16 protein-coding genes are annotated in these 14470 nt (G+C 73.5%); 11 read left to right on the top strand and 5 right to left on the bottom strand.

Annotation, left to right across the window (positions count from 1 at the left end):
* Positions 1-30: 30 nt before the first annotated feature.
* The 5 genes from boxC (at position 31) to VQH23_RS04320 (ending at position 5883) form a co-directional block, all read left to right on the top strand.
* A complete protein-coding gene (gene boxC, locus VQH23_RS04340; protein WP_338664394.1) occupies positions 31-1680 on the top strand; it encodes a 2,3-epoxybenzoyl-CoA dihydrolase in 1650 nt (549 codons plus the stop codon).
* A 22-nt stretch (positions 1681-1702) separates the two neighbouring features.
* On the top strand, positions 1703-3151 hold the full coding sequence (boxB, locus tag VQH23_RS04335; protein ID WP_338664393.1) for a benzoyl-CoA 2,3-epoxidase subunit BoxB: 1449 nt from the start codon (positions 1703-1705) through the stop codon (positions 3149-3151).
* Positions 3152-3203: 52 nt separating this feature from the next.
* Positions 3204-4436, top strand: a complete 1233-nt coding sequence (gene boxA, locus VQH23_RS04330; protein ID WP_338664392.1) for a benzoyl-CoA 2,3-epoxidase subunit BoxA — start codon at positions 3204-3206, stop codon at positions 4434-4436.
* Positions 4420-4911, top strand: coding sequence for a thioesterase family protein (locus VQH23_RS04325; protein WP_338664391.1), 492 nt, complete (start codon positions 4420-4422; stop codon positions 4909-4911). The genes boxA and VQH23_RS04325 overlap by 17 nt, the downstream gene beginning before the upstream one ends.
* A gap of 66 nt (positions 4912-4977) precedes the next feature.
* Positions 4978-5883: a helix-turn-helix transcriptional regulator gene (locus VQH23_RS04320; RefSeq protein ID WP_338664390.1), complete on the top strand. Its 906-nt coding sequence runs from the start codon at positions 4978-4980 to the stop codon at positions 5881-5883.
* Positions 5884-6163: 280 nt separating this feature from the next.
* Here VQH23_RS04320 and VQH23_RS04315 read toward each other — a convergent pair whose 3' ends face one another.
* A complete protein-coding gene (locus tag VQH23_RS04315) occupies positions 6164-6832 on the bottom strand; it encodes a DapH/DapD/GlmU-related protein (RefSeq protein ID WP_338664389.1) in 669 nt (222 codons plus the stop codon).
* An 83-nt stretch (positions 6833-6915) separates the two neighbouring features.
* A complete protein-coding gene (locus VQH23_RS04310) occupies positions 6916-7275 on the bottom strand; it encodes an SPOR domain-containing protein (RefSeq protein WP_338664388.1) in 360 nt (119 codons plus the stop codon).
* A gap of 126 nt (positions 7276-7401) precedes the next feature.
* Between VQH23_RS04310 and VQH23_RS04305 the strand changes: the two genes are divergently transcribed.
* Positions 7402-7740, top strand: a complete 339-nt coding sequence (locus VQH23_RS04305) for a hypothetical protein (RefSeq protein WP_338664387.1) — start codon at positions 7402-7404, stop codon at positions 7738-7740.
* Positions 7741-7747: 7 nt separating this feature from the next.
* On the opposite strand, the gene VQH23_RS04300 is transcribed toward VQH23_RS04305, so the two are convergent.
* Together VQH23_RS04300 and VQH23_RS04295 are read right to left on the bottom strand one after the other, a co-directional pair.
* Positions 7748-8389, bottom strand: a complete 642-nt coding sequence (locus VQH23_RS04300; RefSeq protein WP_338664386.1) for a hypothetical protein — start codon at positions 8387-8389, stop codon at positions 7748-7750.
* Positions 8386-9207: an SIMPL domain-containing protein gene (locus VQH23_RS04295; RefSeq protein ID WP_338664385.1), complete on the bottom strand. Its 822-nt coding sequence runs from the start codon at positions 9205-9207 to the stop codon at positions 8386-8388. Before VQH23_RS04295 ends, VQH23_RS04300 begins: the two co-directional genes overlap by 4 nt.
* Before the next feature lie 286 nt (positions 9208-9493).
* Here VQH23_RS04295 and VQH23_RS04290 point away from each other — a divergent pair, with 286 nt between their 5' ends.
* On the top strand, positions 9494-10120 hold the full coding sequence (locus VQH23_RS04290; RefSeq protein ID WP_338664384.1) for a hypothetical protein: 627 nt from the start codon (positions 9494-9496) through the stop codon (positions 10118-10120).
* Positions 10121-10176: 56 nt separating this feature from the next.
* Positions 10177-10842 carry a hypothetical protein gene (locus VQH23_RS04285; RefSeq protein WP_338664383.1) on the top strand — a complete coding sequence of 222 codons (666 nt, stop codon included), beginning with the start codon at positions 10177-10179 and terminating at the stop codon, positions 10840-10842.
* 36 nt (positions 10843-10878) lie between these two features.
* Here the strand turns inward: VQH23_RS04285 and VQH23_RS04280 are convergent, their stop codons facing one another.
* Positions 10879-11862, bottom strand: a complete 984-nt coding sequence (locus tag VQH23_RS04280; protein WP_338664382.1) for a hypothetical protein — start codon at positions 11860-11862, stop codon at positions 10879-10881.
* A gap of 147 nt (positions 11863-12009) precedes the next feature.
* Here VQH23_RS04280 and VQH23_RS04275 point away from each other — a divergent pair, with 147 nt between their 5' ends.
* The 3 genes from VQH23_RS04275 to VQH23_RS04265 are packed head-to-tail and all read left to right on the top strand — an operon-like array spanning position 12010 to position 14469.
* Positions 12010-13323 (top strand): hypothetical protein, encoded by a 1314-nt coding sequence (locus tag VQH23_RS04275; RefSeq protein ID WP_338664381.1) that lies wholly within the window; start codon positions 12010-12012, stop codon positions 13321-13323.
* Between the two features lie 2 nt (positions 13324-13325).
* A complete protein-coding gene (locus VQH23_RS04270; protein ID WP_338664380.1) occupies positions 13326-14021 on the top strand; it encodes a hypothetical protein in 696 nt (231 codons plus the stop codon).
* Positions 14022-14025: 4 nt separating this feature from the next.
* Positions 14026-14469, top strand: a complete 444-nt coding sequence (locus VQH23_RS04265; protein WP_338664379.1) for a hypothetical protein — start codon at positions 14026-14028, stop codon at positions 14467-14469.
* The last annotated feature ends 1 nt before the right edge of the window (position 14470 follow it).

Below are 14470 nucleotides of genomic sequence, written 5' to 3'. Positions count from 1 at the left end.
TGTTGCATCCAACAAGCGTGGGGAGGAACTATGCCGCGGATCGACTTCCAGACCGACCCGTCCCGCTGGCGCCACTGGCGGCTGGAGACGGGCGGGCCGGTGGCCTCCCTCGTTATGGACGTGGATGCCGGCGGGAGCCTCTTCGACGGGGTGGAGCTGAAGCTCAACTCCTACGATCTCGGGGTGGATATCGAGCTCTACGACGCCGTCCAGCGGCTGCGCTTCGAGCACCCGGAGGTGGGGGCGGTGGTGATCCGCTCCGGCAAGGAGAACGTGTTCTGCGCCGGGGCGAATATCCGGATGCTCGGCAAGGCCTCCCACGGGCACAAGGTGAACTTCTGCAAGTTCACGAACGAGACGCGCTGCTCCATCGAGGACGCGACCTGGCATTCCCGGCAGTTCTACATCGCGGCCGTGAACGGGGCGGCGGCGGGGGGCGGCTACGAGCTGGCGGTGGCGGCGGACCACATCATGCTGATTGACGACCGCCGCTCCTCCGTGGCCCTGCCGGAGACGCCGCTGCTGGCGGTGCTGCCGGGCACGGGCGGGCTGACGCGGGTGACGGACAAGCGCAAGGTGCGGCGCGACCGGGCGGACGTGTTCTGCTCCGTCGAGGAAGGGGTGCGCGGCAAGCGCGCGGTGGAGTGGCGGCTGGTGGACGAGGTGGTGCCGCCCTCCGCCTGGGCCGAGACGGTGGCGAAGCGCGCGCGGGAGTTCGCCGCGCGGTCCGACCGGCCGCGCGATGTGAAGGGCGTGGCGCTGACGCCGTTGGAGCGGCGGGTCGAGGCGAACGGTATCACCTACTCCACGCTGCGGGTGGAGTACGACCGGGCGCTGGGCCGCACGGTGCTGATCGTGCTGGGGCCGGATGCGGCGCCGCCTGCGACGCTGGAGGAGGCGAAGGACGCGGGCTTCTGGCCGCTGCGGCTGGCGCGGGAGCTGGACGACGCGATCCTCGACCTGCGGACGAACGAGCCGGAGCTGGGACTGGTGGTGTTCCGCACGGAGGGCGACGCGGCGCGTGTGCTGGCGCACGACGCCTTCCTGGAGAGGCACGCGGGCGACTGGTTCATCCGCGAGGTGCGCCACTACCTGAAGCGCGTGCTGAAGCGGGTGGACATGACCTCGCGCAGCCTCGTGGCGCTGATCGAGCCGGGGAGCTGCTTCGCGGGTACGCTGGCGGAGCTGGCCTTCGCGGCGGACCGCAGCCTGATGTTCTCCGGCGCGCGCGGCGGGGACAACCGGGCGCCGGCGGCGGTCACCCTCTCCTCCATGAACTTCGGGCCCTACCCCATGGGGAACGGGCTGACGCGGCTGCAGGCGCGATTCTGGGGCGAGCCGGGGAAGCTGGAGGAGGCGCAGGCCTCGGCCGGGCGCGCGATGGAGGCGGAGGAGGCGGACGAGGCCGGGCTCGTCACCTTCACCTATGACGACGTGGACTGGGACGACGAGGTGCGGATCATGCTGGAGGAGCGGGCCAGCTTCTCCCCGGACGCGCTGACGGGGATGGAGGCGAATCTCCGCTTCGTCGGGCCGGAGACGATGGAGACGCGGATCTTCGGGCGCCTGACCGCTTGGCAGAACTGGATCTTCCAGCGCCCGAACGCGGTGGGGGAGCGGGGCGCCCTGAAGCTCTACGGATCAGGCGAGAAGCCCAGCTACGACCGCGTGCGGGTCTGAACGAAAGACAGGGAGAGAGACGATGCCCGACGGCATGAACGTCGATTACGACGGCCTGATCCCGAACAATGTCAGCCTTTCCGGCGACGCGCGGGTGCGCAAGGCGCTGGAGAGCTGGCACCCCGGCTACATCGACTGGTGGAAGGACATGGGGCCGGAGGGCTTCCAGGAGAGCCTGGTGTACCTCCGCACTGCCATCAGCGTGGACCCCAAGGGCTGGGCGAAGTTCGACTACGTGCGGATGCCCGAGTACAAGTGGGGCATCCTGCTGGCGCCCGCCGTGCCGGACCGCACCATCGGTTTCGGCGCCCACAAGGGCGAGCCGGTGTGGCAGGAGGTGCCGGGCGAGTACCGGGCCATGCTGCGGCGCCTGCTTGTCATCCAGGGCGACACGGAGCCGGCATCCGTCGAGCAGCAGCGGCATCTCGGCAAGACCGCGCCCTCGCTCTACGACATGCGGAACCTGTTCCAGGTGAACGTGGAGGAGGGACGGCACCTCTGGGCCATGGTCTATCTCCTGCAGAAGTATTTCGGGAAGGAGGGGCGCGAGGAGGCGGAGGACCTGCTGCGCCGGCGATCCGGCCACGAGGACACGCCGCGCATGCTCGGCGCCTTCAACGAGGCGACGCCGGACTGGCTCTCTTTCTTCATGTTCACCTTCTTCACCGACCGCGACGGCAAGATGCAGCTGGAGGCGCTGGCGCAGTCCGGCTTCGACCCGCTGAGCCGCACCTGCCGCTTCATGCTGACCGAGGAGGCCCACCACATGTTCGTGGGCGAGACGGGCGTGCAGCGCGTGATCGAGCGCACCTGCGCGGCGATGAAGGCGACGGGGATCGAGGACCCCTACGACGTGGAGCGGGTGCGCGCGCTCGGCGTGATCGACCTGCCGACGCTGCAGAAGAAGGCGAACCTGCACTTCTCCCTCACGCTCGACCTGTTCGGCAACGAGGTCTCCACCAACGCGGCCAATGCCTACAATTCCGGGATGAAGGGGCGCTACCGGGAGGACAAGATCGACGACGACCACCGGCTGATCGACAGCACCTATCCCGTGCTGCGCTGCGTGGACGGGAGCATCGTGAAGGAGGAGGTGGCCGCGCTGTCCGCCCTCAACATGCGGCTGCGGGACGACTACGTGGTGGACTGCAATGCCGGGATCGGGCGCTGGAACAAGGCGATCGAGAAGGCGGGGGTGAAGTTCGGGATCACCCTGCCGAACGTGGCCTTCAACCGGCATATCGGCGAGTTCGCGAAGGTGAATGCCGATCCGGACGGGCGGGTGCTGGATGCCGGCACCTGGGCGGCGAAGCGGGACAGCTGGCTGCCCTCCCGCGAGGACGACCTGTTCATCACCTCGCTGATGACGCCGGTGGACGCGGCCGGGGCCTATGCGGGCTGGATCGCGCCGCCGAAGGTGGGCATCGACAACCAGCCCGGCCACTTCGAGTACGTGAAGATCTACGCCTGAGGATCTGCGGCGCGCGGCATCCCCGCGCGCCGCAACCTGACGGGAGGAACGTATGGACGGGATGATTCCGGCCGAGGGGCCTGCGACCGTGAAGCAGCACCTGATCGACCCGGAGATCTGCATCCGCTGCAACACCTGCGAGGCGACCTGCTCGATCGGGGCGATCACGCATGACGACAACAACTACGTCGTCGACTCCAGCATCTGCAACGGCTGCATGGACTGCGTGGCGCCCTGCCCGACGGGGGCGATCGACAACTGGTTTCACGTCTCCGTCCCTTTCAGCCTGGACGAGCAGTACCTCTGGCAGGAACTGCCGCCGCGCCCGCCGGAGCCGGTGCCCGCGGCGGTGGAGGAGCTAGACCCGGAGGTGGCGGCCCTCCTCGCGGACGCGCATCGCGGCGCGGGCGGCAAGGCCTGTGCGCCGGCATCGGCGGCGAAGCCGCGCGTGAACCTGTTCAACCGCGCGGCGCCTGCGATGGCGCGGGTGGCCGGCAACATCCGCGTGACGAAGTCCGGCACCAGCTCCGACGTGCACCACATCATCCTGGATTTCGGGAGCACGCCCTTCCCGGTGCTGGAGGGGCAGAGCATCGGCATCGTGCCGCCCGGCGCGGACGAGCAGGGGCGGCCGCACGCGATGCGGCTCTACTCCATCAGCAGCGCGCGGGACGGGGAGAAGCCCGGCAGCAACAACCTGGCGCTGACGGTCAAGCGCGTGGCGGAGCCGCGGGAGGACGGCACGGTGTTCCGCGGCGTCGCCTCCAATTACGTGTGCGACCTGAAGGTGGGGGACAGCGTGCCGGTGGTGGGGCCTTTCGGCGCGACCTTCCTGATGCCGGACGACCCGGACGCGGACATCCTGATGTTCTGCACGGGCACGGGATCCGCCCCCTTCCGCGGCTTCACGGAGCGGCGCCGGCGGCTGGGCGTGGAGGGGCGCGGGCGGCTGCACCTGTTCTTCGGCGCCCGCACGCCGGAGGAGCTGCCCTATTTCGGCCCGCTGCAGAAGGTGCCGGGGGGCGTGCTGCGGCAGGAGCTGGTCTATAGCCGGGTGCCCGGCGCGCCGAAGGAGTACGTGCAGGACCGGTTGCGCGCGCGGGGCGAGGAGGTGGCGGCGCTGTTGCGGCGGCCGGGGACCCATGCCTATGTCTGCGGCCTGCGCGGGCTGGAGGACGGGCTCGACGCCGTGCTGACGGAGATCGCGACCCGGGCCGGCCTCGACTGGCCCCAGCTTCGCGCGGAGATGCGTGAGCAGGGGCGCTGGCATGTCGAGACCTACTGAGGGGAAGCTGTTTCCGTTCGTCCATGCGCGCCGCGTGAAGTGGGGGGAATCCGACCCGGCGCGCATCGCCTACACCGCGCGCTTCCTCGACTTCTCCATGGACGCGATCGAGGCCTTCCTGCTGGACCGGCTGGGGGCCGGCTTCTACGAGCTGAACGTGGACCGGGGGGTGGGCACGCCCTTCGTCCACGTGGAGCTGGATTTCCGCAGCCCGCTGACGCCGCGGGACGAGCTGGAGACGGAGGTGCGGCTGGTGCGGCTGGGCGGGGGTTCCCTCGGCTTCGCGGTGCGCGGGCGGGTGGGGGAGCGGCTGGCCTTCGAGGGGCGGATGGTCTGCGCCATAGCCGAGATCGGCGGCACGGCGATCCGCGCCACCCGCGTGCCGGACTGGATCCGCGCGGGGCTGCGGGCGGACGCCGAGTTCGCGGGGGCGGAGGAACATGACATCGGCGCCACCTCTCCGGCCGCTGTCTAGCATGCGGAACCGGGCGGGGGGCGGCGGTGTTGCGCCCCCGGACACCCGCCACCACTCTGTGGCCCGATGAATCCCGCCCCCGCTTCGCAGAACGAGCGAACCCTCGACGAGCCCGACGCCGCCTTCCTGCGCCTGGTCGGGGGCCGGCTGCGGACCGTCCGGGCCCGGCGCGGCGTCACGCGGCGGGACCTGTCCGCCCTGTCCCACGTGTCGGAGCGCTACATCGCGCAGCTAGAGGGGGGGAGCGGCAACATCTCCATCCTGCTGTTGCGGCGGATCGCGCGGGCGCTGGGCGTGGGGGTGGAAGAGCTGACGACGGAGCGGCCGGAGGGCAGCGTGGAGCGGCAGCTTCTGGGTCAGGTGCTGTCCCAGTTGCCGGAGGGGCGGCTGGCGGAGGCGCGGCAGCTGCTGCTGCGCCACTTCGTGCGGCCGGAGGCGGGATCGCGCCTGCAGCGCATCGCGCTGATCGGGCTGCGCGGCGCGGGCAAGTCCACGCTCGGGCGGCTGCTGGCGGAGCGGCTGGGGATCCGCTTCGTGGAGCTGGACCGGGAGATCGAGCGCGAGGGGCGGATGGAGCTCTCCGACGTCTTCGCCCTGCACGGGCAGGAGGGGTTCCGGCGGCTGGAGCGCAAGGCGCTGGAGGCGCTGGTGGCGGAGGACCGGCCGGCGGTGATCGCGACGGGCGGCGGCATCGTGGCCGATCCCGCGACCTACGGGCTGCTGCTGGACAGTTGCACCACGATCTGGCTGCGCGCGGGGCCGGAGGAGCACATGCGGCGGGTGATCGAGCAGGGCGACACCCGGCCGATGCGCGACAACCGGCAGGCGATGGACGACCTGCGCGCGATCCTGGAGAGCCGGGAGGCGCTCTACGCGCGGGCGGACTTCACCGTGGATACCTCCGGCCGCGGCGTGCAGGAGAGCCTTCAGGACCTGCTGATGCTGCGGCCGCTGGGGCATGTGGCGGCCTGACGGGGCGGGCCGTGACTGGCGCTGACGGGATGTCCCGGGGAGAGGAAGAAGGAATTCTTCCTCTCCCCGGACCCCTCACTATCATCTTCTTCTTCGAGTTGGCTTTACCCTGCTGACGGTGCGCCTCGGGTCGATGACCCGAGGCGACTGCAGGGGCAGGGCCGGGCCCCTCATGCGGTAACCCCGCGTCAGGACGGCGTGGCGGCAGCCGGATGGGGGTCCAGGGGCCTCAGGCCCCTGGCGGGGGTCCAGGGGGCGGAGCCCCTGGGGGCCGCACCGGTCAGCCACCCGGGTCGTGCTTCGCGCAGAAGGCGGCCGCGCCGAGGGTGCGGAAATCCTGCATCGCTTTGCCCAGTCTCTCGTGCGGCCAGTTCCACCAGGCGATGCGGTGGAGGGCGACGATGATCTCCGGCGGGAAGCGGTGGCGGATCACGCGGGCGGGGGTGCCGACGACGATCGCGAAGTCCGGCACGTCCTTCGTGACGACGGCGCCGGCGCCGATAGCGGCGCCGGTTCCGACCGTGACGCCCGGCAGGATGATGGCGCCGTGGCCGACCCAGACGTCGGGGCCGAGGGTGACGGGCGTGCTGCGGCGCCAGGCGAAGAGGGCGGCGTCGTCGTCGCCGAGGCCGTAGGCGGAGGAGCGGTACGTGAAGTGGTTCAGCGCCACCCGGTCCAGCGGGTGGTTGCCGGGGTTGATGCGGACGCCCGCGGCGATGGAGCAGAAGGGGCCGATCTCCGCCCCCATGATGTCGCTGTCGTTGACGACGTAGGCGTAGTCGCCGAAGCGGCTCTCGGCCACGCGGGTGCGGGCGCCCACCTCGCACCAGCGGCCGAAGCGGCTGTCCCGCACCTCGGCGGTGGGGTGGATGAAGGGCGCTTCGCCGAGGGATTTCGTCGCGGTGTCGGGATGGGCGGCGAAGGGCGAGGGGGGATCGGGGTTCTGCATCGGGGGCGGAGGGCTAGAGGGGGGTGCCGGACGGATTGATGACGGGGCGGCGAAGGTTCCGGGACGGTCGCCGCGTCCGGGCGTCATTCCCCTCCGTAGCCGCCGCGGCGGAGGTAGGCGCCGGGCACGCAGGGGCGCAGCCGGGCCAGTGCCGCCTCCGCCTCGGCCCGCGTGGTGAATCCGCCGACCACGGCGACGTAGAGATCGGGCGCGAAGTTCTCGAACTTGGCGGAGTAGTCGCCCATAGGCTCCATCCCGCAGCGGCGCGCGGCCTCGGCGGCGCGGTCCGCTTCCGGGTGGGGGCGGGGCAGGCTCTCCGGCGCGGGGGAGGAGCCGATGACCACCCACCAGCGCCCTTCCAGGCTTTGCGCCGCAGTGGCCGGCGGCGTCAGGATGAGCCATGGCAGGATGGGCAGCAACATCAGGGCGGTGAGGCGGCGCATGAGAGGGCTGTCCCGGAGCGGTGGCGTGACGCCTAGCGTCGGGCGGGGTTTCCCACGGGCACGGGAAGGGCGCCACTCGGGCGTCCGGGCTGTGCCGCGCGGCCGTCGTGGCCCTAGGATCCCGCCATGCCGCCCCTGCCGGAGAACCGGACCCCGCGCTGCGAGACCCGATGGATCGGGGGCAGCATCCTGGTGCTCGGGGGCGCGTCCCTCGCCGTCTCGGGCTTCGACACACCCTTTGCCGTGCTGATCCGCCTGGCCGTCGCCGCGCTGATCGGCCTCGTCCTGTCCTTCATCTTCTGCCCCGCCCGAGCCCGGCGGGGCGATGGGAACGGCGCGGGCGGGGACGGGGACTCGGGCCACGAGCCCGACCGGCATGGTGAGCGCGGGAGGGACGGCAGCGACGGTGACGGCGATGGGGGAGGGGATGGCGGCGGGGGTGACGGGGGTGGGGGCGGTGAGTGAGGGCGGGTCAGGGCAGCGCGACGTGGCGGCGGAGCAGGGCCTCCAGCCCGGCGCGGTCGGGATGGGCAGCGATCAGCGCCTCGGGCAGCCAGAAGGCGCTGACCCGGTCCGCGACGAGGAAGAGCATGCCCTTCTCCCGCACCGCGCCCGTCAGGCGCGACCAGGGCACGAGGAGGGTGCGGCTGGGGTTGCGCCAGAGCAGCCCTTCCTCGCCGAGCAGCAGCTCGTGCGCGCCGAAGATCTCGCCCCCCGCGGCGTGGAGGACGCGGATCGCCCGGCGCTGCCGCGACAGAACCGTGGCCCCGAGCGCCAGCAGCGTCGCCAGCACCCCGCCGAGGATGGCGAGGACGATGCCGAGGCCGTCGAGGCTCCACGCCCAGCCATCCCGCCCGCTGGCGACCCACATCTCGGCGCTCAGCTCCCAGGCGGCCGCGAGGTAGCCGGCGGCCCCGCCCACGAGGCAGCTCGCGGCCAGGCCCAGGAACCGCCTGAGCCAGTCCGGCCGCGCGGCGGCGGGGCGCATCACCACGGCCTGGAGCCGCGCGTAGTCCGCGGCTCCCAGCGCCGGCACCTGGAGGGCGTAGCGGGGCGGCCCGGCGGCCGCTTCCACCTCCGCGCTTTCCGGCCCGCTGCTTGCCGGGTTGCTCATTGGGGGGGCGTTTCGCCGGGCGCGAGGCGCAGGACGGCGGTGACACGGACGGCCACCTCCGCCTCGCCGGCGGCCGAGGCCATGGGCGGCACGGGGACCGGAGCGCGCCGCATCATCGGCGCCGCGGCCTCGGCGGCGTAGGGAAGGGTGGCGCCGGGCGGGTCCAGCTCGATCCGGTGCACCCCCGCCACCCGCGCCCCCGCGGCGGCGGCTACGGCGCGCGCCCGGGCCAGCGCGGTGCGCGTCGCCTCCGCCGCCAGCTCCTGGCGCGCGGCCTCCACCTCCTCCTCCCGCGGGAGGGAGCCGGATTGGAGCAGGCCGGTCGCCCCGTTCTCCAGGCTGCCGGAGAGCAGCGCGGGCAGCCGGTCCGGCACGGTGCGGAAGGAGATCGTGGCGCGGCCGGCATAGCCCTTGATCCGGTCGGGCGCGCTGCGGACGTCCTGCAGCTCGGGCTCGAAGCCCGTCGCCTCCGTCCGCAGCCGCTCCGCCCCCTGGGCGCGCAGAAAGCCGAGCAGGGTGCCGGACCGGCCGGCGAGGGCGGCCGCGGCGGCGCGCAGGTCGCGCCCGTGCACCTCGATGGTCACCACGGCGTCCGAGACGGTGGCGGGCAGGCGCCGCCGGGCCTCCGCGCCGACCGAGACGAGGCCGGGCGCCCCGGCGCCGATAGCCGGCCCCGTTGCGGTCCGCTCGGGCGCGGCACTCGCCGGGGCGTCCAAGGCCTGGGCCAGGGCAGCTTGCGGCAGGGCGATCTGGAACAGGGCGGAAGGGGGAGCGAGAAGGGCGAGCAGGGCCCAGCCCGGGATGGATGGTGCGCGCATTGGCCTTCTCTCCCCAATGAGGCGTCAGCAATGCCCCGGCGGCCGCGGTCCCGCCAGCCGGGGAGGCGCCGGGCGGTGTCATCCCACGCGGTCGTGCGCGGGACGGGAGGTGCCGAAGGGGCGCGCAGGGTGGGGTGAGCAGGACGGGGGTGCGCGGGGCGGAACGCACGGGGCCAGCGGCTCCGACCCTCTCCGGATCGTGCGCGCGGACCGCCTGTGCGCTCGCGAGGCGCTGGACCAAAGTCCCGCGCCCGAAAACCCCCACCCCAATCGGAGAGCCCTCGTGATGCGCAATCCCGTGACCATGGCGGCCGCTGCGGCCGGCCTCGCCCTCGTCGCCCTGCCTGCCCTGGTCGGGCCCGCCCTGGCCCAGCCCACCCAGCTCCGGCCCACCCGGGACGTGACGGTGACCTACCGCATGGTCGGCATGGCCGGCACGACCGCGCAGGAGGTCCGGATGGCCTTCTCCCCCAGCACGGGCAAGCAGCGGGTCGATCCGCCCGGCGACATGGGGTGGATGCTGATCGACCGCCGGGCGAACACCGCCGTGATGGTGATGGACGCGCAGCGCGTGACCATGGCGATGCCGCCCGCGACCGTGGCGGCCATGACGCAGGAGGTGCCGGCCGGCGCCACCTTCCGGCTGAAGGGCAACGCCACCGTCGCCGGCCTCGCCTGCACGGACTGGGACATGACCGCCGGCCCGGCCTCGGGCACCTCCTGCATCACGGATGACGGCGTGCTGCTGCGCACCATCGCCACCGCGCCGAACGGCACCAACGTGCTGATGGAGGCCACCCAGGTCACCTACGGCACGGTGGACCCCGCCCGGCTGGCGGTTCCCTCGGGCTACACCGCCATGCAGATGCCCGCGGGGGCGCCCGGCACGCCGGGGGCGGTGCCCGCGCGCTGAGGGCCGGGCGCCCCGGCGCGGCGAGCGCCGCGCCGGAGGGCCCGGAGCCGGAGCGCATGAACCCGGAGGACGTGAGCTGGGCGGCCCTTGCCCGCCGGGTTGCCGACCCCTTCTGCGACGCCTTCTTCCGGGTGGTGGAAGACCTCTATGTCGGGCCGGAGGAGGGGATGACGCCGGCGCAATGGGAGGCGGAGCGCGTCCCGCTGCCCGCGCCGGAGCTGCCCTGCCGCATCCCGGGCTGGGTGGCCTCCGCCGACCTTGCCGGGCGGGAGGAGGCGCTGGCCGCGCATGCCGAGCGGCTGGTCCGGCTCGCGCGCGCGCATGGCAGGCTGGCGGCGCTGGTCGGGCCGTTCCCCTACTTCGCCGTGCGCCCGAAGATCCTGGATGCGGGCGGGAATGGGGGCGGGGTGATCGCCTCCTGGCCGTGGAGCGACGGCATCCCCGAGGCCGTGGCCGCGCTGGATGCGCTGGCCTGCGCCGCGGAGGCTTCGCCCGGCGCGGTGGTGCTGGACGACCAGGAGCAGGGCTGGGCGCTGCGGATGGTCGCCGGGCCTGGGACCGTCCTTCTCGTCGAGTGGGACGCGGAGGGGCCGCCGCCCGCCGGTTCCGCGTGGTGCCTGGATGCCCTCACCCTCGCGGCGCAGGCCGCCGCGGCGCGGAACCGGCTGCGGGCGGTGCGCGCGCGCCTGGTGCGGCTCACCGGGCGGGATTTCTGGTCGTGAGCGGGGGCGGGTTGCCCTGACCGGCCGGCGGGGCGGTCAACCGCCCTTGCCCGCCCAGCCCTCGTTCAGGCGCCAGAGGCCGAGGGCGAAGGCGAGCATCAGCACGCCCCCGCCGAAGAGGCTCAGCGGCGTGGCGCCGAGCCGCTCGAACCACTGGGTGTAGAAGTGGATGCCGCCAAAGACGCAGGCGAGATTCAGCAGCCAGCGCCGGTTCGTCCGACCTGCCCAGATCGCCGCCCCGAGCAGGGCGGCGGCCCAGGCGATGCTGAAGGCGTCGTCCGGGATGGCGCGCCCGAGGAGCCGCCGGACCCATCCCGCATCGTCGCCCCAAAGGGAGCCGATCCAGAAGCCGAGATTCACCAGCAGCAGCGCCGTGCGCGCGGCGATGTTCGCCAGCCGCTCCTCCGCGTGGCGCAGCCGCGGGGCGGCGGCGTGCGCGGCGGCAGCCAGGGCCGAGAAGGCGAGGATGGTGGCGAGGGGCTGTTCCACGCCGAGCGCGTAGCTGGCATGGCCGTAGGCGGCGCCGCTGCCGAGCGCGGCCGAGAGCAGCAGCACCGCGAGGGCGATCAGCAGCCCGCTGCCGGCCAGGACCGCCGAGCCGGCGAAGAGCGCCGCGACGAGGAGGAGCGCCGACTGCATTCCCAGCAGGGGAGCCGCCCCCGGGTCCGGGGTCCCGTCCAGCTCCGTCATGCCGCCGCTGAGCAGGAGGATGCCCGTTCCCAGCAGCAGCGCGGCGACGAGGATGAGGATCGTGGCCAGCACCCCCCAGCGCGCGCGGCCGGAGAGCACCAGCCAGGCACCGGTGGCCATCAGCACCAGGCCCAGCGGGATGGCGGTGAGGATGCTCGGCAGCAGCGCCACGGTCCCGGCACTGACGGCGACGACGCCGAAGCCGACGAGGGCGTTCACCAGCAGCGAGCCCGTGTCGCGCCGCCCGAGCCGGGCGAGGCGGTCGTGTTCCTCGGGGCTGATGTGCCCCTCCCGCAGCAGCCGCGACAGGTCGAGCGTGACCTTCACCATTCTTTCCCCCGGGACCTGTCCCCGGGGATCGTGTCCGATCCGCCGGGGCCGGGGAACCCGCCGGCCGCGCCGCGGGAGTTGATCGGCGCCCCGCTCCCCATCCCCGCCCGGTCGGCTATGCCGGAGCGCCAGGAAGGGAGAGATGCCGTGCCGCACCGCCGCACCCCGTGCGCCGCCTTCCACGCGGTCCTGGCGCTCGCCGCCGTGCTGGCGGCCGCGCCCGCCGCAACGCCCGCCCGCGCGGCGGAGGTCCGCTTCGAGGGCACCGCCCTCGAGGTGCCGGAGGGATGGGCGGTGAACCCGGATGCCCGGCCGGGCATCTGGCAGGTCCAGCGGCGCTTCGAGGAGGGGCGGAACCGCGGGGCGGCGCTGATCCAGATGACGCGGCCGATCCCGGCCTCCGAGGGGTCCTTCGACACCGTCTTCACCCGCCTGGCGGCGAGCATCCCCGGGCTGGAGCGGGAGCGGCCGACGACGCGCGGGGAGGGCGTGACCGCCGCGGGCCACCGCATCCGCCACGAGAGCCGCTGCTGCACCCGGCGCAACGACGTCTCCATCGGCACGGACACGGTGGGGATCAGCGACGGGCGGCGGCACGCCGTGATCATGCTCGTCAGCATGGGGCTGCGCGGGGATGCCGCGCGGCGGGCGCGCGCCGATTTCGACGCCCTCGTCCGCTCCTTCCGGCTGGACGGGGAGGCGGCGCCCGCCGCGCTGGCCCCGCCCGAGGGCGCGGGCGGGCTGGAGGGGACCTTCACCCATCTCCGCACCTACGTGCTGCCCAACGCCTTCGGCGGCACGGATTTCCGGGCGGACAACGAGGTGCGCGTCTTCGACCGGGGCGGGCTCTACAGCCGCGCCGTGCCGGCGGGGGGCGAGGACGTGCCGGCGCATTGCCGCCGGATGCCCGGCGACTGCGGCAGCTACCGCCTGCTCGGGGCCGGGATGCTGCGCGGGGCGGACCGGATCGAGTTCCGCGACATGACCCGCCGCTACGGGCTGATCGAGGTGGAGGAGAAGCCCTTCGCGCGGGAGGGCGAGGACCTCAAGATCGACGGGACCACGCATCGGCGCGTGCCGCCGCTGCCGCGCGGCACGGCCTTCGACGGCACCTGGCGCTACTTCTTCGCCTCCTCCGGCAGCACCGCCTTCTCCTCCGGCAGCGTGGCGGTGGAGCGGCTGCTGACGCTGACGCCGGACGGGCGGTTCCGCCGCACGGGGTTCAGCGGCGCCTCCTCCTCCAACGAGACGGGCGGCGGGCGCGCGGGCTTCACGAGCGGGCGGGACCGGCCGGCGGAGAGCGGGCGCTACGAGGCGGAGGGCTATCGCCTCACCCTCATCGGCGATGACGGGCGGCGGGAGGAGCTCAGCCTCGTGCTGCCGGAGCGGGGGGCCGAGCGGGGCAGGGACGCGCTGCTGGTGATCGACGGCAACAATTACCTGAGGCGGGACGGCAAATGAGGGTGATCCATATCGCTGCGGCGGCGCTGCTGCTGCTCGCGCCCGCGGCGGCGCGGGCGGGCTGCGTCTGGTCCGACCTGGTGACGGAGGAGGCGCGCGCCGCCGCCGTGCGGCCCGGCGCGCCGCGCGTGAACTTCGTGCAGGACGAGGTGCTGGCGCGGGGCTGCCCGAACGAGAGCGCGGCCTGCCGGGCGCGGGCCTACCTGACGCCGGGCGACGTGGTGCTGACGGGACCGAGCCAGGGCGCCTACACCTGCGCCGGCTTCGTGGGCGCGCGGGGCGCGGCGACGATCGGGTGGATGCCCACCGCCGCCCTGCTACCGCTGCCAGAGGCCGAGCAGGCGCCCGCCGACTGGAACGGGCAGTGGAGAGCACCGGAACAGGACATCGCCATCTCCTCCGGCCGCAACGGCGCGCTGCGCGTGAAGGGCGACGCCACCTGGGGCATGGGCGACCCGGAGCGCGTGCGGCGCGGCGGCGTCAACATCGGCCAGGTGGCGGGCGAGGCGCGGCCGGTGAGCGGGGTGCTGGCCTTCTCCGAGGGCGAGGACGGGCGGACGCGGGCCTACGAGGCGGGCGACGAGTTCACCTGCCGCATCCGCCTGTGGCGGCGCGGCCCCTACCTGCTGGCGCGCGACAACAACGGCTGCGGCGGACACAATGTCAGCTTCTCCGGCTTTTACCGCCGCAAGGGATAACGCCGTGGCCGATCGACGCCTTCTCCTCGCCGCCGCCTCCTTCGCCGCTGCCTCCCTCGCCATCGGGCCGGCGGTTGCGCAACGCGATTCGCGCGCCGCCACCTTCTTCCCCTTCTGGCGCGAGTTCCGCGCCGCGGTCCTGGCCGGGGACATGGCCGCGGTGACGCGCATGAGCCGCCTGCCGCTGGAGAGCCGGGGCGAGCTGGACGACGAGCCGGTGCTGCGCCTGAACGCCGCGGCGCTGCCCGCCGCCTTCCGCCGGCTGCTGCGGACGGTGGAGGACGTGGAGAGGAACCGCACCGTGCTGGAGGTGATCCGCGACACGCCGGAGCCGGTGCTGGACTCCCGCAACTACGCGCCGGACCAGGTGCGAATCAGCAGCCTGGACTTCCTGCGCGGGCGGGGGGGCTGGCGGCTCGTCACGATCTATCGCGGGCCGGAGGAGTAGG

The organism is Pararoseomonas sp. SCSIO 73927, from assembly GCF_037040815.1.
Lineage (GTDB): Bacteria > Pseudomonadota > Alphaproteobacteria > Acetobacterales > Acetobacteraceae > Roseomonas.
Note: the sequence above shows the minus strand (reverse complement) of the source record. Positions and strands in the feature narration are given on the sequence as shown.